Here is a 20106-nt window from a genome sequence, read left to right as displayed (position 1 = left end):
TTCTAAGCTAAAAATTATCTAAAAATAAAAATATCTTAACTTTAAAATCATAAAATAGCCTTTATTTTTATGATCTTAAAGGCAAAAGATGTGCACACAAAACCTACTCTCTTCGCTACCAAAAATAGATAAAATACTCACTCATCCCGCTTTTGATGGTTTTAACAAAACCTTGCTTAAAAAAGTAGCTCAAAATATTATCCAAGGCCTGCGAAATGATATTTTAGAACAAAAAATTTTACAACCACTAGACACAGAACAAGTCATAGAACAAATTAAAACAAAATATTTAGAACTTATATCTCCAACCATAAAACCACTCATTAATGCATCTGGTGTGGTCATACAAACAAATCTTGGTCGCAGTATTTTTTCTCAAGATATGCTTGCAAAAATAATACCTCTTTTAAGTGAGTACAACAATCTTGAGTATGACCTCATAGAAGGAAAGAGGGGAGAGCGTTATCACCATCTTAAAAATATCATTTGCACACTTTTTGATTGCCAAGACGCACTTGTTGTCAATAATAATGCAGCTGCTGTAATGCTTATTATCAATACATTTGCAAAAGATAAAGAAGTGATTTTATCTAGAGGTGAACTTGTAGAAATAGGGGGTAGTTTTAGAATCCCAGAAGTTATTAAACAATCTGGGGGTATTTTGCACGAGATAGGAACTACAAATAAAACCCACCTGAGAGATTATCAGGATGCGATTAATGAAAATACTTCAATGATTTTAAAGGTGCATCAAAGCAATTTTAGCCAAATTGGTTTTGTTTCTAGTGTAGAGTACCAACAAATCCATCAGCTTGCAAAACAAAACAATCTAATTGATTATTATGATATAGGAAGTGGATATATTAGTGGGGTTGATTGTGATGAACCATCTTTATTGGAGATTGCAAGCCTAAAACCATCGCTTGTAAGCTTTAGTGGAGATAAGCTACTAGGAGGTCCTCAAGCGGGGATTATTTTTGGAAAAAAGGAACTGATAGAACAATTAAAGAAAAATCATCTACTAAGGGCTTTGAGAATTGATAAGATCAATCTTATATTACTTCAAGAAACACTATTGGCATATCTATTAGAAACTTATAATACTATCCCCACATTAAAAATGCTAAATCAATCGCCTCAGGAATTATTGCAAAGAGCAAATAATCTTAAAGATTATTTACAAGGATTAAATATTTTCAACTATGAAGTAATTAAAACCCAATCAAAAGCTGGGGGTGGAAGTCTGCCTCATTTAGATTTTAATTCTTATGGAATCTTACTTGACCATCATAAAATCTGCGCCCAAGAACTACATAAGATCTTAAGAGAGCAAGGACTAATTAGTAGAATATTCAAAGATAAAATTCTTCTTGATGTAAGATGTATAAAAGATGAACATTTTGCTTGGATTAAAAAAATATTAGAGGCTCTTATATGATTATGCTTTTTTAATATTCTAAAACTTATCTAATTTTTATCCAGACAATCTTTAGTCAATAAAAAACCAAGAGATTTCTAGTTGTCCTTTCTTTGTTTGAAGTTGGCTCAAAACACCCTATTTTAATCCAACTACATAAAAACATACAAGAATTAAAAAAAAAGGGGGGGGGGGTTAAATATGAGATAGGTGGCCGGGAGAGAGGGATTCGAACCCCCGGAGGTGTGACCCTCAACGGTTTTCAAGACCGCCGCTTTCGACCACTCAGCCATCTCCCGATGGAGGCGACACTCGGATTTGAACCGAGGAATCAAGGCTTTGCAGGCCCTTGCCTTACCACTTGGCTATGTCGCCATCTCTCTAATAGTGGTGCCCGGGGCCGGACTTGAACCGGCACGGAAGCAATATCCGAGGGATTTTAAGTCCCTTGTGTCTACCAATTCCACCACCCGGGCGACAATAACAAAGCTTTTTTATGTGATAAATTAAATGGAGCGGGAAACGAGGATCGAACTCGCGGCCCCAACCTTGGCAAGGTTGTGCTCTACCACTGAGCTATTCCCGCATTTATTTCTTCATAAAATAATAAAGCGTAATTCTAGCAATGCTTTTTAAAAAAATCAAGCAATGAGAGTAAAAAACACCTAAAAATTATATAATAATCCATAAAAAACTTTAAGGAAGATTACTTTGCAGTTCCAACCCTACCCTTTTGAGAAACTTCAAAACCTTATTAAAGATATCATTCCTAAAAAGCCTATCTTTAAGCTGACAGTTGGTGAGCCACAGTTTAAAACACCTCAAAATATCCAAGATGCACTGAAAAATTCCACTGATTTGTTACGCTATTATCCAACAACAAAGGGTGAAGAGTATCTTTATAAATCCATTAAAAACTTTCTTTCTTACCGCTATAATCTCAACCTAGAAAATAATCAGCTTATTCCCACTCTTGGGACAAGAGAGGTTTTATTTAACTTTCCACAATTTTTACTTGCAAATACTACTAATCCCTCTATGGCCTATCCTAATCCATTCTATCAAATTTATGAAGGTGCGAGTATTGCAAGCAATTCCAAGGTTTTTTTAATGGATTTAAATCAAGATAATGATTTTAAACCCTCCCTTACAAAAGAACAGATGGAGGAAGTAAAGCTTGTAATATTAAACTCTCCTAATAATCCCACAGGTTCAACCCTCACCAAAAAAGAACTCCAACAATGGATACAAAATGCATTAGAGTATGATTTTGTCCTACTAAATGATGAATGCTATAGTGAAATTTATCAACAAGAGCCTCCAGAGGGAATATTAAGAGCATCTTATGATATGGGGAATAAAGATTTTAAAAATATTTTATGTGTCAATTCCATTTCTAAAAGGCTCTCTGCTCCAAGTCTTAGAAGTGGTTTCATAGCAGGAGATAGTAATATCTTAAAACCCTATCTCACTTATCGCACTTATCTAGGAGTAGCAATTCCCTCGCCCCTGCAAAAAACAGCCAGTATGGCTTGGGAATCTCATACACAAGCCAAACAGATTCAAATGCAATATGCCAAAAATTTAGCACTTGCCAAAAAAATATTTCCTGAAACCAAAATATATCCCTTTAGTTTTTATGTTTGGCTTTATGTTGGAGATGAAATAGAATTTTGCAAAAAACTTTATGAAGAAGAGGGTATTTTAGTCTTGCCTGGTAGTTTCTTAGGTAGAAATAATGCAGGTAAAGGGTATGTGAGAATTGCTTTAGTTTATGAAACACCCATATTAGAACCTATTTTAAAAACAATTGCAAGATTTTTGAAAAAAGGATGAAGTTGAAACCTATTAAAGATTTAAAAATTCATTTTATTGGGATTGGTGGTATTGGCATATCAGGTATTGCAAAATATCTAAAGGCTCAAGGAGCCACCATTAGTGGTAGTGATATCGCTTCCAATAAACTGGTAAAAAGCTTAGAAGGGCAAGGAGTTAAGGTTTATATTCCTCACTGCCCTGATGCAATACAAAATCAAGATTTAGTAATTCATTCAGCAATTATCAAAGAAGATAATATAGAAATTATTGAAGCCAAGAAGAAAAATATCCCCATCTTATCTCGCAAGGATGCATTAAATCTCATACTAGGACAAAAGAAAGTATTTAGCGTGTGTGGAGCTCATGGAAAAAGCACCACAAGTGCAATGCTAAGTAGTATTTTTAATAATTTTGGTGCAATTATTGGAGCAGAGAGTAAAGAATTTGGTTCTAATGTTAGAGAGAATATGAGCGAGGGAATTATTTTTGAGGCAGATGAATCTGATAAAAGCTTCCTAAATTCAAATCCCTATTGTGCAATTGTGACAAATGCAGAACCAGAGCATATGGAAAGCTATGATTATAGCTTAGAGAAATTTTATCAAGCCTATAAAGATTTTTTAAAATCTGCAAAAAAAGCTTGTATTAATATTGATGATCCCTTTCTTCATACCCTAAAGGATCAATACATTACCCTTTCTCCAAAAAAAGATATAAAAAATATCCATTTTTTTCTAAGAGATGATGAGCCTTTTTGTCGTTTTGAACTAAAAGATCTTGGAGAGTTTGAAGTATGGGGATTTGGAGAGCATACTGCATCTAATGCAAGTCTTGCAATACTAATTGCACAAACACAAATGGATATCAAAACAATTCGAGAAAATCTAAAAAACTTTGCAGGTATAAAAAAACGATTTGATATCATCCAAAAGGGCAAACTCTATATAATAGATGATTATGCACACCATCCAACAGAAATTGTGGCAACACTTAGCGCAACTAAAACCTATGCCACCTTAAAACACATCAAAAAAATTATTGCAATTTGGCAACCTCATAAGTTTTCTCGATTAAGAGACAATCTAGAAGCCTTTCAAAAAAGTTTTATTAACTGTGATGAACTTATTATCCTACCTACTTGGAAGGCAGGCGAAAAGGAAATATATTTTGATATGCAAGAGCTTTTTAAGCAATATTCTCCTATCTTGGCAACACATATCAAAAACAATAAAGGAGTTATTGAGATTTACAACCAAACTCAATTAATCAAAACAATTCAAGATAATCTTGTTATAGGGCTTGGTGCAGGAGATATCACCTACCAGCTTCGAGGAGAAAAATAAATGACCCTACTTCCCATTGTTCTGCTTATTTTAATTGCAACCCTAACTTTATTTTTTATCCTTAAAGATTTTGGAATGGTAAGCAAGAAACAAAAAAGTCTGACTTTTATATCCTTACTAATTCTTGCGGTAATTATTGGATTTTATAGTTATAGAAAAAGTCAGGTTGATAAACAGATCTTCTTATTACAAATGGCTTTTTTAAGAGGTGAAACAATTTTATGCAAAAACACTGAAGTGGATGCTAAAAATTTTAACTTTGTGAGTGGAACTCTAAATTTTATAGGAAAGAAGGATACTCCCTTTCATAATCTTATTTTTTCACTTAATGAATGTGTCCAAAAAAATAATAAACAAAATATCAACACAATCCAAGAGCAACTTGAAAAGGAATAAGAATTTTGTTGCAAAAGATTATAAGCCAACTTGATTTAGATGCTTTTCTTACAACCTTTCAAGGATTCTTCTCCCGAAAAAAAGATCTTGTCATTGATGGAGATAAAAATATTATCTTTGAATATATCAAAGAACTTGATTTAATTGACTTTAGACCTCCAGATTCTATAAAACCTCTTGATGATGCCCTACAAAATATCAAAAAGTTTGGTATTTTAAGATCTGATGAAATCTTTGAAATTATAAAAATAATACGCTATTTTAGCTATCTAAAAAATCATCACAATCTTGCTAACTGTCCTTATTTTTATACTTATTTACAAAAAATTGTTATTCCTGAATATCTCATAAATATAGAAGCTTACTTTGATGATAAGGGTGCATTTAAGCAAGGCATTTTCTTGGAACTTGATCATTTAAATCAAAGTCTCATTTATCAAAACAAGAATATACAACAAACCCTTAATACGATTTTACATTCTAAAAAAATCCAACCCTACCTTATAGATCAGCAAATCCATCTCATAAACCAAACTCAAACTCTATTGCTTAGATCAGGTTATCAGAGCGTAATAAAAGGGATTGTTTTGCAAAGATCTCATAGTGGTTTTTTTTACCTCTTACCTGAAGAAGTTAAGATAATTTATCAAAAAATACAAGACATAGAAAATCAGATTGAACAAGTAGTCTATGAAATTTGCAAAACAATTTCACAAACCTTGCATAAACACTTTGCCTTTTTGAATTTTATTAATAAGGAATTTGATAAGGTTGATCACATTCAAGCAAGAATCTTCTTTGCAAAGCAATTTAATCTAAATTTTATCCTCCCTCAATACAAGAATCATCACCTAGTTTTAAAAGACTTTGCACACCCTATACTACAAAATCCAAAATTAATCAATCTAGACTTTTCCAAACAGCTCCTGCTCATCACTGGGGTAAATGCTGGTGGGAAAACAATGCTTTTAAAATCTATTTTAAGTGCAGTATTTTTAAGCAAACATCTAATACCCTTTAAAATCGATGCACAAAAATCAAAAATTCCTCATTTTAAAAATATCTTTGCCATTATTTCTGATCCACAAAATAGTAAAAATGATATTTCAACTTTTGCAGGCAGGATGCTTGATTTCTCACAAATCTTACAAGAAAAAGATTTGATTTTAGGAATTGATGAGATTGAACTTGGAACAGATGCAGATGAGGCCGCTAGTCTCTATAAAGTCTTATTAGAAAATCTTTTAGACAAAAAAGCAAAAATTATTGTTACAACTCATCATAAACGTTTAGCATCAATTATGGCTAATGATTCAAGAATCCAACTTTGTGCAGCAATTTATGATGAAGAAAAAGAGCAACCTACATTTAATTTTCTTTATGGTTGTATTGGCAAGAGCTATGCTTTTGAAACAGCAAAACGTTATAAAATTCCATCAAATTTAATAGAGCTGGCAAAACAAAATTATGGTGAGGATAAAGAAAAACTAAATATCCTTATTGAAAAAAGTGCGCAGTTAGAAATTGAGCTAAAACAAAAAATTATGGATCTAGATTCTCAAATCCAAGATTATAAAAATAAACAACAATCTCTTAAAGATTTAAGAGAAAAACTAGCCTTAGATTTTAAGCAACAAGAACAAAATTTAAAAAAGACTTATTATGATGCTATTGAGGTTGTAAAAAAAGATCTTAAAGATAAGCAAATGCAAGATATTCATCGTTCTATTAACAACGCAAATAAAATCCTTGCTTCTCTCAAGCCACAAACAATCCAAGCCCCAAAACAAAGAGTTTTTCAAGTTCATGATCGTGTAAAATATAAGCAAAATAAAGCCACCATTCTAGCAATTCAAAATAATAAATACCTGATTGAACTTGATGAAGGAATGCGCCTAAAGGTAGATTCCACACATTTAAAGCCTATTGGCAAAGAAAAAAATCTCTTAATAAAACCCAAAACCATACAACCAAGCAATGCTTTTTTCCACTTAGATTTGCACGGATTAAGAGCTCAAGAGGCCATAGAAAAACTAGATAAGTTTATTTCTGATAGCCTTATAAGTGGGTTTGATGAAGTGCTTATTTATCATGGCATTGGAGGTGGAATTTTAGCCAAAGTAGTAAGAGAATTTTTAAGCTCTCATCCAAAAGTTGTTTCTTTTGAGGATGCTCCTCCAAACCTTGGAGGTTTTGGCGCTAAAGTAGTTAAACTCTAGTTTTATCTGTTATAATTTCTCATAATTTTTTAAATATCAGGGGTCATAGATGCTAAGGGTTTATACACAACAAGACTGTAATTTAGAGCTTGTCTGTGGTAAAAAAATAGCAATACTTGGTTTTGGATCGCAAGGGAAAGCCCACGCACAAAACCTCAGAGATAGTGGAGCTAATGTTATTATAGGACTTTATCAAGGTAGCAAAAGCTGGAAGATTGCTCAAGATTTAGGCTTTGAAGTTTTTGAAGTTTCTGAAGCTGTAAAAATAAGTGAGTTGATAGTTTTTATGCTTCCTGATGAGTTGCATTCAGAAGTTTTTGAGAAAGCAATCAAACCTTTTTTAAAACCTCATCATACTTTGGTATTTTGTCATGGTTTTAGCATCTGCTTTAATCTTATCACGCCTCCTCAGGATGTAGGCATCATTATGGTTGCTCCAAAAGCTCAAGGCAGAGGTGTAAGAAATGAATTTCTAAAAGGTAGTGGTGTCCCTGCTCTTATTGCAATAGAACAGGATAATAAAGAACAAAATGCTAGAGATTTGGCACTAAGCTATGCAGCTGGTATTGGATCTCATAAAAGCTTTATTATTGAAACTACCTTTAGGCAGGAGGCCGAAACTGACCTTTTTGGAGAACAAGCGGTTTTATGTGGGGGACTAAAAGCACTAATTAAAAATGCATTTGAAGTTTTGGTAGAAGCAGGATATCCTGAAGAGCTAGCTTACTTTGAATGCCTACACGAACTTAAGCTTGTAGTGGATCTTATCTATGAAGGTGGGCTCACAAGATTGCATGAACAAATCTCTAATACCGCGGAATATGGAATGATTAAAAGCCAAAAACAAATCATCCCTCCCTCAACCAAGCAAATAATGAGAGAGCTTTTAGAAAAGATTCAAGATGGAAGCTTTGCTAAGGACTTTATTTTAGAAAAACAAAGCAATTATATATGCCTAAAGGCTGAAAGAAAAAATATAAAAGATCATTCCATTGAAAGGATGGGGAATGATTTGCGTAAAAAAATTTTTAAAGATAAACTCACTAATTAGGAAGGAAAATGGCAGAAGTTATTACAATTACATCAGGTAAAGGCGGTGTTGGAAAATCTACTTGTACTGCGAATATAGCAGTTGGGTTGGCACAGACTGGAAAAAGAGTGGTTGCTGTAGATTTTGATATTGGTCTTAGAAATTTAGATATGATTTTGGGACTAGAAAACAGAATTGTTTATGATGTTGTTGATGTGATGGAAGGAAAATGCAATCTAAATCAAGCCCTAATCAATGACAAAAAAACAAAGACTCTTTATTTCTTGCCTGCTTCACAAAGCAAGGATAAAACAATTCTTGATAAAGAAAAGGTAAGAAACCTTATTGAGTCGTTAAAAAAAGATTTTGACTTTATTTTATTAGATTCTCCAGCGGGTATTGAAAGTGGATTTGAACATGCTATTTTTTGGGCAGATCGTGCATTGATTGTTGTAACTCCTGAGGTCAGCTCTGTAAGAGACAGTGATAGGGTAATTGGTATTATTGATGCAAAATCTGATAAAGCAAAAAATAATCAAGAGGTGCAAAAACATATCATTATTAATCGTATTAAGCCAGAGCTTGTTGCAAAGGGTGAGATGTTGAGCACAGATGATGTTTTAAGCATTTTAGCACTTCCTCTCATTGGCCTTGTGCCAGAAGATAGTCGTATCGTATCTGCTACAAACACTGGAGAACCTGTTATTTATACCAATAGCCCAAGCGCTACTAGCTATAAAAATATAATCCAAAGAATCTTGGGTAATGAAGTTCCTTTTGAAGATTTACAACAAAAAGGCTTTTTAAACACTCTTAAGAGGTTGTTCCAATGAGTTTATTTTCTTTTCTTTTTGGTAAGGGTGAAAGTGCCTCTAAGGCTAAAAATCGCTTAAGCTTAATGCTTGCACACGAAAGAAGTTTGAATGTGCCTTATATGCAAGAAATGCAACAAGAGATTTTAGAAGTGGTAAGAAAATATACAAAAAACTCAAGAGTAAATATAAAAACAGATTCCAATCAAAATATAAATATGCTTGAGGTTGAAATATTTTTGGAGGAACAGCAGTAAATTTGTTACAAAGTTCTTTTATTGCAAAACCTCTTAATATTCCAGAAAAACTAAAAAATATTAAAAGTCCCCCAAAAAATCTATTTTATGTTGGCAATAAGAATCTTTTAACAAAGAATCTTATTGTTGCCATTGTTGGAACAAGAAAACCTAATCCTTACACCAAAATATTCTGTGCAACTTTGGCAAGGGAACTTAGTAAATACGGGGTAATTATTAGTGGCGGAGCCCTAGGGATTGATATCATCGCTCATCAAAATAGCCTGCCTAATACCATAATGGTATCTCCAAGTAGTCTGGATTATATCTACCCCTCAGCAAATGCTTCCATTATCAAAGATATTGCTAATCAAGGTTTAATTATTAGTGAATACAAGGAACAGTATCAACCAAAAAAATATTCTTTTTTGCAAAGAAATCGCATCATTATCCATCTTAGCGACATTGTCATTATCCCTCAAGCTGATCTAGAAAGCGGGAGTATGCAAAGTGCGCAAATGGCAATTCAAGCCAAAAAACCTCTTTATGTATTACCTCATAGAATTGATGAAAGTCTTGGAACAAACGCCTTGCTTGAAGATAATCAAGCAAAAGGAATCTATAATATTCAAAAATTTCTTAGTTCTTTAAACTTAAAGAAACATTCTATACAAGATGATTTACTAGAGTTTTGTTCTCAGTACAATGATTTTGAAGAGGCCTTGATGAAATTTGGTGATCGATTATTAGAGTATGAACTTGATGGCAAAATAAAAAGAGAAAATAATAAGATAGTGATTTTATGATTCTAGCTTGTGATATTGGATTAAAACGCATTGGTATTGCAACCTGTATCAATGGCATTATTTTACCCCTACAGCCTATTTTAAGAAAAAATCGTATGCAAGCATCCAAAGAATTAGACGCCCTTCTCATCTCAAGACAAATTGATACACTTGTAATAGGATTGCCTTGTTCAGAAAGCAAACAATGCCAAGAAACAAAACAAAGGATTTTATTTTTTTGCAATCTTTTAGAATCTAATGTAAAAAAAGTCTTTATTGATGAAGACTTCAGTAGCTATGAGGCTACCAGCAAAATACAACATCTTAAAAAACAAAAAAAACAAAACTCTCTTAAAGATGGCAAGCTAGATTCTTTAGCTGCATGCGAAATTTTAAGGCGCTATCTTAATAATCCTAATGCCTCTTTAATAATATCTTGAGTTTTTACTGCCTTAACTTGTTTTAAAACCTTATCCACCACGCTTGGTTTAAACCCCAAGCTTTCTAATGCCATTTTTGCTTCAATATTTGATTTTTGAGGAGCTTTTTCCTCATGAGTTTGTATATAAAAACCCGACAAATCCACCATAATCTTTCCCGCACTCTTTGCACCAATTCCTGATACCTTTTGCAAGGAGGCAATATCTTTATTTTGAATAATCATTAAAAATTCTTGTGGGTTATAGGTTGATAAAATAGCAAGTGCAACTTTTGGTCCAACTCCATTGATTTTTATCAGCCGATCAAAGATATTCTTTTCTACTTCCTCACTAAAACCATATAATGCGTGTGAATCCTCACGGATAATTTTAGTAACAAAAACAAGAACCTCTTGTTTAGTGTTTAGCTGGTTGAAAGTTGTAAAAGATATAAAAATCTCATAAATCAATCCAGATTGTTCTAATAAAAGCCTTGTTGGTTCTATAGAAAATATTCTACCCTTTATTGCAAATAGCATGCTTCTTCCTAAAATTCAACAATCTCTTTGGTTTCTTTATCAATCTTATACCCCCCCTTATGATCCCTTATTACATTAATACTCTTTATTTCTTTTTTAGGAAATTCTCTCTGATACACTACTTTTGTATTTTCCCCCCAAGATGCATCACAATAAATTTGTGCATTCAAAATCTCCTCATCAACATGCGTCAGTTTCTCAATCGTATTTTGTACAAAATATTGGTAATCAAGTAGCTCTTGTTTTAAGCCTCTAAGTTCTTTTGTCATCTTATTGTGATATTCATAAACCTCAATTATATTCTTATGTTGCATAATCTGTTTTTTGACAGATTGGCTTGAGGCATTCACTCTATCAATTAGTTCTTTATTCTTCTTTACCATACATAAAATTTTATGATACTTTGCATAAACTTTTTTGGCACTACTAATTAAAAAATCTCTCTTTTTTACTAAATTATCAATAAGATCTTTTGTCTTAGTATAAGCAAGTGAAGAAAGAGTGATGATATTACTATTCCCCTCAATATTACCTATAGATAACTTATGACTAATTGTAATTTTATTATTACTCATAATATTATCAATCTTTGCCTCCTTAGATAAAATACTACCTCCTAGACATTTCTCAATCTGAAGTTCTTCTGCTTGTACAAAACCAGCCTCCAAGCTTTTTATTATTGCCTGTTTTGCAATTAAATTACCCTTATGTACTGCAATATCTGCATTTACAGCAATAATCTCGGCATCTTGGTGTGTTTGACCATCAATTTTAAGGTCTGTTGCATGCAATCTGACATTTGGACCGATATTTCCCACAATTTCTATCTTAGATGCTTCCAAAATCACTCCCTCATTAATTGCATCTTTTGTCATATCACTTGAGGCAATATAAAGCTCTAAGCCTTTTTTTAACCCCCCTAATAAAGGAGGAGTATTTGCAATATCTACACAATCAAATTGTTTTTGAGTATAAAAGATAATCTCATTATCCTTAACCCTTACATATGCATCTAGCAAAGACTTATATAAAATCTCTTCATCATGATCAACAACCTCAATCTCTTCTGAATTAAAATTTAGTGAGATGCTCTCTCCTACTAAGTTAATCTGTGTTGCTGCGATAAAATTCCCATATAAATTTCTACCACTCCTACTCTTTTTAGACTTGAAATATCTAATAACCTTATCTCCCTTATTTACAGCATAAAAGGCATTATCAATCTTTTTATTTTCTATTTCCCATTCTATCTGGGGCAAGAAATCAAAATAAGCTTCTTGTTGAGGACGATACTGCTCACTCTCTTGTATTTTAAACTCATAAGGAAATTTTAATTTTTCATCAATATGTTTTTTGATGTGATAAATGATCAAATCTTTATAGGTATCTCTTCTTCTAACAAAAATTCCCTCATAAACCAAAAGGGTTTCAATATATCCAATGAAGCTCTCATAAAATTTTTCTGTATCCAAAAGTGCACAATCATCATATAGACACAATGAAACCTTGTCGCCAAAAGGAGAGATTTTTAAAGCTACATTCCAGTTATTTTCTCTTGGAATAATGCGGATATCATAGACTTGTTTGAGTCTAAAACTATCTTCATTATAAAAATCTTCATCATCAAGTTTCTTTAGTTCTTTGGGATCCATTAATTTAAAACCCATACCATCGCGATGCTCTATAAATGTCTGTATTTTCAAAATCTCAAACCAAATAGCTTTGATATCCAACTTAAAATTCTTAGCAAAGCCTTCTAATTCACCTCTCACATCGCTACATTGCTTAACAACTTGTGGAACAAATCTTGTGTGCTGCATCAATTACAGGTTACCAAACCAAGTATTTTCTTTAATATATAAATCCATAAACCCCCCTACTACTTAATTAAATTCCTAATTAATAAATCCATTTCTAATATTCTCAATTCCTATTTATCTACCTAAATTTTCACCATCAAGATAAACAACAATCAAAGCATTTTAGTATAAAATTTTCCAGTTTCAAAGATTAACCTATAAAAAATGAGGAGTTGATTTTGCTTAAGGCTTTTTTTACTAATAGTAGTGGCATATTTTTTTCACGCATCTTTGGTTTTGTTCGTGATCTTTATATGGCAAATATTCTAGGTGCTGGTATGCTTAGTGATATTTTCTTTGCCGCATTTAAATTTCCCAATCTCTTTAGACGCGTATTTGGGGAAGGAGCCTTTACTCAAAGTTTTTTACCTAGTCTTATTTCCACAAAAAGAAAAGGAGTTTTTATTGTAAGCACTTTTTTAATTTTTGTAAGCATTATCTTCATCCTCACGCTTTTAGTATGGTGGTTTTCTGGATTTGTTACAAAGATCTTAGCCTATGGTTTTGATGATGAGAAAATTAACCTTGCAAAACCTATAGTTGTGATCAACTTTTGGTATCTTGAACTTGTCTTCATTACAACTTTTTTAAGCACAATCCTGCAATATAAAAATATCTTCTGGGTGAGTGCCTACAATACTGTGCTTTTAAATATTTGTATGATATTGGGGCTCTTTTTTGCAAGAGATTCTGAGGGAATACAGATTGTATTTTTACTTAGTTATAGTGTTTTATGTGGTGGTATTGCACAAATTATTATCCATTTTTACCCTCTTTATAAAGCAAAATTTTTTAAGATTTTTCTTATTGGGTTAAAAGACCTCTACCTCATCCTTACAAAAAAAGCAAAAACTAGTTTAAAAAATTCCTACAAAGGTAGTATGAAAGATTTTTTTAAACAATTCTTTCCAGCAATGCTAGGAAGCTCTACTGCTCAAATTGCAGCTTTTCTTGACACAATTCTTGCATCATTTTTAGCAACCGGTAGTATCTCTTATCTCTATTATGCTAATAGAATCTTTCAGCTTCCTCTTGCAATTTTTGCAATTGCTATATCTACAGCATTATTTCCCACAATTGCAAAATCTATTCGCAATCAAAAAGAAAAGGAAGCAAAGCAACTTCTAAAAAAGGCTTTTTGGCTTTTATTTATTCCTCTTTCTTTGTGTGTATGTGGTGGAATCTTGCTTAAAAACGAAATTATTTACCTTCTTTTTGAACGAGGTAATTTTGTGCGAGAAGATACACTTGCAACTGCTTATGTCTTTGCTTTATATCTACTGGGCTTATTACCTTTTGGATTGGCAAAGATTTTTTCACTTTGGCTTTATGCACACAAAAAACAAGGTAAGGCTGCCCTTATTTCTGCCATATCTCTTTTATTTGCCCTTATTGCTTCTTGTATATTCATGCATTTTTTTGCTGTTTATGGCTTAGCATTTGCCTCAAGTCTTGGTGGTTTTGTGCTCTTTATCCTGACAATTAAGCACTTTGGTTTTAAAGATTTTTTAGAGATTATTTCTTATAAAAAAGCTTGGTTTATTCTGTTTTTGTCTCTATTTTTAGAAATAGCAGTATTAAAACTCTTTTTATCTTTTTTATCAATCTAAAAAGGTGATTTAAACTTAAAATTAAGATTAAGGCTTAATTCTGGAAGAATCATCCACAATCCTTTTTCATAAACTTGGATTGCAACACGATTGATAAAAAATGAGGCGTGGTTTAAATCCCCATCTCCAAAGGAATTGAGTACAAATCTAGTAGTAAAAATACTACTAAGTTCTAAAAAATCTGTTAAGTTAAATACTAATCCCAATCTTAATAAAATATTACCTGCGTGATAGTTGCGAAAATCAATAGCCTGATTGTAGCTATAGCCTCCTCCAATACCGCCTAGGTATTCAAAAAAATTTCTTGATTGTCCCTTATTCTTTTTTCCAAAAATTGCATCAAGGATTATATCAACACTATGATATCGCATTTTAGCACTTCCAAAACCTAAATTACCATAGGTATATAGCAGGCCTATTCTTGATGTTATTGCGATATCCTCCTCTTCTATTTTTTGCGAATCAAATCCAACAAAAAAACCTGCATTCCAATTATCTTGAGACTTTCCTAAAGGCAAAAGACCACCATTCCCTCCAATTAATACTTTTTCGCCTCCAAAACAAATAGAAATTAGCAAGATGCCTAGAACAAAAAGTCTCAAACTTTCCCTCTAAAAATAAAACTTCTACAATTATAACACCTCCAAACCCCTATAGCAATTATTTATTTTAAGATAGAATAAAGGCTTGATTTTTACCCAATTTCAAGGATATGTAATGAAAATCTATGATAGTAGATTAAAAGAAAAAGTGGATTTAATTCCATTATGCGATAATGAAGTTAGAATCTATGTTTGTGGTCCAACAGTTTATGATCATGCACACTTAGGGCATGCAAGAAGCTCCATTGCATTTGACTTACTCAAAAGAGTTTTACAAGCAAGTGGCTATAAGGTTACTTTAGTAAAAAACTTTACTGATATTGATGATAAGATTATTAATAAATCCTTGCAAAATAAAATGGATATCAATGTCCTAACAAAGACCTATATTCAATCCTATCTTGATGATATGCAAGCTCTTAATGTTTTGCCTCCTGATATTCAACCAAAGGCAACAGAAAGCTTGCAAGAAATCACAGATCTCATTCAAAGACTTTTAGAACAAGGATATGCCTATAAAACTGGCAACGGGGATATTTATCTTGAGGTAGGTAAAGACAAACACTATGGTTCTATCAGCCAAAGGGGAATTGAAGATCTAAATCAAAGCAGAATTTTAGAAAATGAAGAAAAAAAGGATTTAAGAGATTTTGCATTATGGAAAACCTACAAGGGTGAAAATGATATAGGCTATGAAAGCACTCTAGGGTTTGGAAGACCTGGCTGGCATATAGAATGCTCTGCGATGATTGATAAACACCTTGCTTATAAAGATAAGGATTTTTGTATTGATATCCACGCAGGTGGCGCAGACCTGCTCTTTCCGCATCATGAAAATGAAGCATCACAAACCAGATGTGCCCATCAAAAAGAACTTGCAAAATATTGGATGCATAATGGCTTTGTTAATATCAATGGTGAAAAAATGAGCAAAAGCCTTAATAATAGTTTTTTTATAAAAGATGCACTTAAAATTTATGATGGGGAAATTTTACGCAATTATCTTATATCAACCCATTATAGAGGGATATTAAATTTCAATGAAGAAGATTTAATTCATAGCAAAAAACGATTAGATAAAATCTACCGCCTCAAAAAAAGAATCCAGGGTGCAAGTATCACATCAGAAAAAACACAATTTCAAAAAGACTTCCTTGTAGCACTTCAAGATGATCTTAATATTTCAAAAGCTCTTAGTATCTTAGAAGAAATGCTAAATACTGCCAATCAAGAACTAGATAAGAGCCCAAAAAATAAAGAATTGCAAGCTAGAATCTCAAATGATCTAGATTTTTTGGGAAAAATTCTAGGTATTGGCCTAAAAGATAGCATAGAATACTTTCAACTTGGAGTATCAATGGAGCAAAAAAGCCTAATTGAACAAAAACTACAAGAGAGACAAAGGGCAAAAGAAAGTAAAAACTTTGAACTTGCAGATTCTATTAGAGAGGAATTAAAAAATCAAGGAATACTCATTATGGATACACCAAATGGTTGTATATGGGAGAAATCCTTGTTTTAAACAAGGATTTCTAAAATCTTTCTGTAAACCTAAAAATCCATCTTGAGGCTAAACCAATAATTTCTACCAGGTAAATATCTCTGATAGCTATTCACATAGTTTCTTCCATTTGCAGCAATTGCAAAATCAATAAAGTTTGTATTTAAAAGATTATTAATACTAAAGGTTGCTGTGAAAAATTTTAAAAACTTATAGCTCATTGCCCAATCCAATAGCACATAATCCTTGTAATATGCCCCAAGAATCTCTCTTGGATTTCCACCTCTATTAGATGGGAGAGTAGGAGTTAAAAAATTCCCCTGCAATCTTAAATAAGTACTAAATTTTTCATAAGTATATTTTATTTTAGCCATTAGTTTATGTTTTGGAATACTATTAACAGGCAACCCTTTTTTGGTTCCTGATAGCTGTTCTGTGTAAGTAAAAGCATAACTAGTATCAAAACTTACCCCATAAAATGCTTTTGTTTGCAAGCTAAATTCAAACCCTGTCATAAAAGATCTATCTACATTATCAAAGTAGTAGCACTGGACTCCTTGGCAGGTAAAACCTCCTGGTAGTGTTGTACCACTTGTAGCGGTATTGGTCTGAATTTGGTCAGTAAAATCTGTATAGTAGGTTGTAGCTATAATATAAACAGGTTTTGTATCAAAAATCAAACTTACCTCATAATTCCAACTTTTCTCTGCCTGCAAATCCTTTGTTCCATAATAGTAATTACCACTAGTATCAATATTATAAAGTCCATTATAACTTTGCGATAGACTTGGGATCTTCATACCACTTGCAATACCCATTTTAATAGTAAACCAAGAAGTAGGATTCACATTTACATAAAATCTTGGATTGGGTCTTGCAGTATATAAATTTGCCCAATTGTATCGCAAACCTAAAGTAGTAGAAACATAGCGATTAATAAAATATTGTCCTTCTGCAAAAGCAGCTAATTGATGCATATCCCTATTAAACTTTTGTCCCTTATTAATCAAACTCTCATAGAGATAATAAATCCCACTAGTTAGGGCTAAGTCCCCTGCTTTTCCAAAGCTAAAATCATGATTATACATTGAACTCACAGCAACATCTTGGTTTCTTATCATCGCACCATAATTCAAACTCCCACCAACATTACCAAAACCTGTGGTAGATTGTGGAATTCTATCTGTAAGTGCATATTGCACATAGCTTTGCATTTTTCCCCAACTATACTTTCCATCATGCGAAAATGCCAAATTTAACTTATTAAAGTCATTAGTGGCACTGATAGATCGACCAGAAGTATTAAGAGAGGTATTTGTAATATGATAATACTCTCCATCAAAATAAAAATTATTTGAATCATCTAAAATATAATCTAACCTACCTCCAGCATTATAAGAATACCATTTGCCTGGGGAATGAGTTGTATAGGGATTGCCATTTGCAGATGTGACAATTGGTGCATAAAAGTAGTTTGCATCATTGTATTTGCCTCCTCCTCTTAAACTCAAACTTAATTTATCTTTGATTAAAGGAGTTGCAATATACATATTTGCACCATAATTATCCCCAAAATTTTTTCTCTGCTCTTGGATAGTAGCATCAAGCTGAATACTACCTGTAAATTTTTGAGGATTCTTTTTGGTGATAATATTTATTACTCCACCCATTGCATCTGTTCCATAAACCACAGAAGCAGGTCCCCTAATCACCTCAATTCTCTCAATCATTGATGCAGGTGGCATAAAACTAGAATGTGCACCATTAAACCCATTGGTATTAAATGCACTATTGACATTTTGTCTTCTTCCATCAATGAGAATGAGCGTATATTCTGATCCAAGACCCCTCATATAAATTTGATTTTGTCCTGTTTTTGTCTGCTCTACATAAACACCTGGAACATCCTGCACAGCATCACCTAAATCCTTAATAGGTCTTGATAAAATTTCCTCACTAGTAACCACACTAATTGTTGCAGGTGCATCCTTTCTGTCCTGTTCAAAACCTGTTGCACTTGTAACAATAGAATCTAAATCATAATCCTTTCCCTCAGTATCTTTCTTTTCATCTTGAGCCAAGACCATTTTTCCTGTTATAAATAGAACCATTAGAATATTTCTTTGCCATTTCTTCATCATAATATTCCCTCTTTGCCTTTATTTTTAAACATAAGAATAGTTATTATATTTCTTATTGTGTGAAATTGCAATAAAAATCAGGAAAAATTCAACAACTTTTAGAAACTTTTCTTTGTAAAATCAAGTGCTTTTTTAATCACACTACCATGAGTTTCATTTATAAAAATTTTTATTTCTGGAAAACAAAAACTTTCTTTTTCTAATCTTTCTGCAAAATTTATCATATCCGTCTGTGGATTTTTACTCCTGATTCTTTCCTCAGAACCCTTTAGTAAAAAAATTTTTGGACATTTTTTTATTAAAATATTATCAGGGAGAAAGGAGGCCTCTCCCCACCACAAAGAAGGGGAGACTATAAAATAATGAGAGAATAAACCACTCTCTTGCAAAAGACTCCATAATACAAATAATCCTCCAAAAGAATGTCCAAAAATTCCTTGGTAGGATGTATTAATGGGGTAATGTTGTCTTATATAAGGCAAAAGTTTTCTTTTAAAAAAATTAAAAAAATCAAGACTACCCCCTCCTTTTTCAAACTCTTTTCCCAATACCATTGGAGTATAGTCTTTTGTGCGCTTAGGAATATTAAAAGCAAAATTATCCTCATAACCTACGCCAATTACTAGGAGATCTTGTTTTGGTGAATCTAGATAGGAATTAAGATATTGAGAAAAAAGAGCATTCCCATCAAGCAAAAACAAAACCTTATATCTTTTTGCATCTGCTTTAGTTTTTGCAATAAAAATTTTATATTTTGTATCTTGATAAGAAAGTATTTTTGGACTTTGAATTTCAAAAAAATTTCTTGCTCTTTGTGAAATGGGTTCAATCTCTTGTGATGGGGCACAAACTAAAGCACCCCAAATACAAAAAATCAAAATACACAATCTCATTTTGATCTAACGATTATCAATTTTCTCAAAAATTAGATCATGATTTAAAAGACGATAATGCGCCATTTCTTCATATTTGGTATTTGGCATTCCATAATTTACATAGGGATCAATACTAATACCCCCTCTAGGTAAGAATTTTCCACTTACTTCAATAAATTTTGGTTGCATCAGCGCAATCAAATCTTTCATTATCACATTGATACAATTTTCATGAAAATCTCCGTGATTCCTAAAAGAAAAGAGATAAAGCTTTAAAGACTTAGATTCTACCATCTTGAGGTTGGGAATATAATTAATGTAGATTGTTGCAAAATCTGGCTGATTTGTAATCGGGCACAATGAAGTAAATTCTGGACAATTAAACTTTACAAAATAATCATTTTCTCTATGCTTATTATCAAAAACTTCTAAAATTTTTGGATTATAACTAAAATCATAGCTTATTTCTTTGTTTCCAAGTAGCGTAAGATCTGACATCGGATT

Annotated in this window: 18 protein-coding genes and 4 tRNA genes; 12 read left to right on the top strand and 10 right to left on the bottom strand. The window is 32.4% G+C overall.

What is annotated here, in order from left to right:
* Positions 1–88: 88 nt before the first annotated feature.
* On the top strand, positions 89–1438 hold the full coding sequence (gene selA, locus C6H31_RS03380; protein ID WP_104697417.1) for an L-seryl-tRNA(Sec) selenium transferase: 1350 nt from the start codon (positions 89–91) through the stop codon (positions 1436–1438).
* A 190-nt stretch (positions 1439–1628) separates the two neighbouring features.
* Here the strand turns inward: selA and C6H31_RS03375 are convergent.
* The 4 genes from C6H31_RS03375 to C6H31_RS03360 form a co-directional block, all read right to left on the bottom strand.
* Positions 1629–1716 (bottom strand) — tRNA-Ser (locus C6H31_RS03375).
* A 1-nt stretch (position 1717) separates the two neighbouring features.
* Positions 1718–1792: transfer RNA gene (locus C6H31_RS03370), tRNA-Cys, on the bottom strand.
* Between the two features lie 13 nt (positions 1793–1805).
* A tRNA-Leu gene (locus C6H31_RS03365) sits at positions 1806–1893 on the bottom strand.
* A 35-nt stretch (positions 1894–1928) separates the two neighbouring features.
* Positions 1929–2003, bottom strand: a tRNA-Gly gene (locus C6H31_RS03360).
* A 125-nt stretch (positions 2004–2128) separates the two neighbouring features.
* On the opposite strand from C6H31_RS03360, the gene C6H31_RS03355 reads away from it, so the two are divergent.
* From C6H31_RS03355 to ruvX, 9 genes are read left to right on the top strand one after another with little or no spacing between them, the layout of a single operon-like run.
* Positions 2129–3253 carry a succinyldiaminopimelate transaminase gene (locus tag C6H31_RS03355; protein ID WP_104697416.1) on the top strand — a complete coding sequence of 375 codons (1125 nt, stop codon included), beginning with the start codon at positions 2129–2131 and terminating at the stop codon, positions 3251–3253.
* Positions 3250–4578 (top strand): UDP-N-acetylmuramate--L-alanine ligase, encoded by a 1329-nt coding sequence (gene murC, locus C6H31_RS03350; protein WP_104697415.1) that lies wholly within the window; start codon positions 3250–3252, stop codon positions 4576–4578. Before C6H31_RS03355 ends, murC begins: the two co-directional genes overlap by 4 nt.
* Positions 4579–4974, top strand: a complete 396-nt coding sequence (locus C6H31_RS03345) for a hypothetical protein (protein ID WP_104697414.1) — start codon at positions 4579–4581, stop codon at positions 4972–4974. It abuts the gene before it with no gap.
* Positions 4975–4979: 5 nt separating this feature from the next.
* Positions 4980–7193, top strand: a complete 2214-nt coding sequence (locus tag C6H31_RS03340; RefSeq protein ID WP_442778070.1) for an endonuclease MutS2 — start codon at positions 4980–4982, stop codon at positions 7191–7193.
* Positions 7194–7242: 49 nt separating this feature from the next.
* Positions 7243–8244: a ketol-acid reductoisomerase gene (ilvC, locus tag C6H31_RS03335; RefSeq protein WP_104697413.1), complete on the top strand. Its 1002-nt coding sequence runs from the start codon at positions 7243–7245 to the stop codon at positions 8242–8244.
* 8 nt (positions 8245–8252) lie between these two features.
* Positions 8253–9056 carry a septum site-determining protein MinD gene (gene minD / locus C6H31_RS03330; RefSeq protein ID WP_104697412.1) on the top strand — a complete coding sequence of 268 codons (804 nt, stop codon included), beginning with the start codon at positions 8253–8255 and terminating at the stop codon, positions 9054–9056.
* Positions 9053–9292, top strand: a complete 240-nt coding sequence (gene minE / locus C6H31_RS03325; protein ID WP_104697411.1) for a cell division topological specificity factor MinE — start codon at positions 9053–9055, stop codon at positions 9290–9292. Before minD ends, minE begins: the two co-directional genes overlap by 4 nt.
* A gap of 2 nt (positions 9293–9294) precedes the next feature.
* Positions 9295–10077, top strand: coding sequence for a DNA-processing protein DprA (gene dprA / locus C6H31_RS03320; RefSeq protein ID WP_104697410.1), 783 nt, complete (start codon positions 9295–9297; stop codon positions 10075–10077).
* The gene (ruvX, locus tag C6H31_RS03315; RefSeq protein ID WP_104697409.1) at positions 10074–10496 is read left to right on the top strand and encodes a Holliday junction resolvase RuvX; all 423 of its coding nucleotides are present in this window, start codon (positions 10074–10076) and stop codon (positions 10494–10496) included. Before dprA ends, ruvX begins: the two co-directional genes overlap by 4 nt.
* Here the strand turns inward: ruvX and ruvA are convergent.
* Both ruvA and C6H31_RS03305 read right to left on the bottom strand, forming a co-directional pair.
* Positions 10457–11014, bottom strand: a complete 558-nt coding sequence (ruvA, locus tag C6H31_RS03310) for a Holliday junction branch migration protein RuvA (RefSeq protein WP_104697408.1) — start codon at positions 11012–11014, stop codon at positions 10457–10459. The two genes, ruvX and ruvA, sit on opposite strands and share 40 nt — an antisense overlap.
* Before the next feature lie 8 nt (positions 11015–11022).
* Positions 11023–12834, bottom strand: a complete 1812-nt coding sequence (locus tag C6H31_RS03305) for a hypothetical protein (protein WP_104697407.1) — start codon at positions 12832–12834, stop codon at positions 11023–11025.
* 215 nt (positions 12835–13049) lie between these two features.
* Between C6H31_RS03305 and murJ the strand changes: the two genes are divergently transcribed.
* Positions 13050–14483 carry a murein biosynthesis integral membrane protein MurJ gene (murJ, locus tag C6H31_RS03300; protein ID WP_104697456.1) on the top strand — a complete coding sequence of 478 codons (1434 nt, stop codon included), beginning with the start codon at positions 13050–13052 and terminating at the stop codon, positions 14481–14483.
* Here the strand turns inward: murJ and C6H31_RS03295 are convergent.
* Complete coding sequence (locus tag C6H31_RS03295) at positions 14480–15085, bottom strand: hypothetical protein (RefSeq protein WP_104697406.1); 606 nt, start codon at positions 15083–15085, stop codon at positions 14480–14482. The genes murJ and C6H31_RS03295 overlap by 4 nt on opposite strands.
* 115 nt (positions 15086–15200) lie before the next feature.
* On the opposite strand from C6H31_RS03295, the gene cysS reads away from it, so the two are divergent.
* Positions 15201–16607 (top strand): cysteine--tRNA ligase, encoded by a 1407-nt coding sequence (gene cysS, locus C6H31_RS03290; protein WP_104697405.1) that lies wholly within the window; start codon positions 15201–15203, stop codon positions 16605–16607.
* Positions 16608–16636: 29 nt separating this feature from the next.
* On the opposite strand, the gene C6H31_RS03285 is transcribed toward cysS, so the two are convergent.
* From C6H31_RS03285 to queF, 3 genes are all read right to left on the bottom strand, one after another.
* Positions 16637–18724: a TonB-dependent receptor domain-containing protein gene (locus C6H31_RS03285; RefSeq protein WP_158654723.1), complete on the bottom strand. Its 2088-nt coding sequence runs from the start codon at positions 18722–18724 to the stop codon at positions 16637–16639.
* A 101-nt stretch (positions 18725–18825) separates the two neighbouring features.
* Entirely contained in the window at positions 18826–19620 is a 795-nt protein-coding gene (locus tag C6H31_RS03280; RefSeq protein ID WP_104697403.1) for an alpha/beta hydrolase, read from the bottom strand.
* A 6-nt stretch (positions 19621–19626) separates the two neighbouring features.
* Complete coding sequence (queF, locus tag C6H31_RS03275; protein ID WP_104697402.1) at positions 19627–20100, bottom strand: preQ(1) synthase; 474 nt, start codon at positions 20098–20100, stop codon at positions 19627–19629.
* Positions 20101–20106 lie beyond the last annotated feature (6 nt).

The organism is Helicobacter sp. 'house sparrow 1' (assembly GCF_900199585.1).
Classification (GTDB): domain Bacteria; phylum Campylobacterota; class Campylobacteria; order Campylobacterales; family Helicobacteraceae; genus Helicobacter_H.
This window is presented reverse-complemented; position numbering and strand designations above follow the sequence as displayed.

Bases quoted from the DNA above. Each gene is read 5' to 3' on its own strand.
- selA (WP_104697417.1), top strand. From the start codon at position 89: ATGTGCACACAAAACCTACTCTCTTCGCTACCAAAAATAGATAAAATA.
- murC (WP_104697415.1), top strand. From the start codon at position 3,250: ATGAAGTTGAAACCTATTAAAGATTTAAAAATTCATTTTATTGGGATT.
- C6H31_RS03345 (WP_104697414.1), top strand. From the start codon at position 4,579: ATGACCCTACTTCCCATTGTTCTGCTTATTTTAATTGCAACCCTAACT.
- ilvC (WP_104697413.1), top strand. From the start codon at position 7,243: ATGCTAAGGGTTTATACACAACAAGACTGTAATTTAGAGCTTGTCTGT.
- minD (WP_104697412.1), top strand. From the start codon at position 8,253: ATGGCAGAAGTTATTACAATTACATCAGGTAAAGGCGGTGTTGGAAAA.
- minE (WP_104697411.1), top strand. From the start codon at position 9,053: ATGAGTTTATTTTCTTTTCTTTTTGGTAAGGGTGAAAGTGCCTCTAAG.
- ruvX (WP_104697409.1), top strand. From the start codon at position 10,074: ATGATTCTAGCTTGTGATATTGGATTAAAACGCATTGGTATTGCAACC.
- ruvA (WP_104697408.1), bottom strand. From the start codon at position 11,014: ATGCTATTTGCAATAAAGGGTAGAATATTTTCTATAGAACCAACAAGG.
- C6H31_RS03305 (WP_104697407.1), bottom strand. From the start codon at position 12,834: ATGCAGCACACAAGATTTGTTCCACAAGTTGTTAAGCAATGTAGCGAT.
- cysS (WP_104697405.1), top strand. From the start codon at position 15,201: ATGAAAATCTATGATAGTAGATTAAAAGAAAAAGTGGATTTAATTCCA.
- C6H31_RS03285 (WP_158654723.1), bottom strand. From the start codon at position 18,724: ATGAAGAAATGGCAAAGAAATATTCTAATGGTTCTATTTATAACAGGA.
- C6H31_RS03280 (WP_104697403.1), bottom strand. From the start codon at position 19,620: ATGAGATTGTGTATTTTGATTTTTTGTATTTGGGGTGCTTTAGTTTGT.
- queF (WP_104697402.1), bottom strand. From the start codon at position 20,100: ATGTCAGATCTTACGCTACTTGGAAACAAAGAAATAAGCTATGATTTT.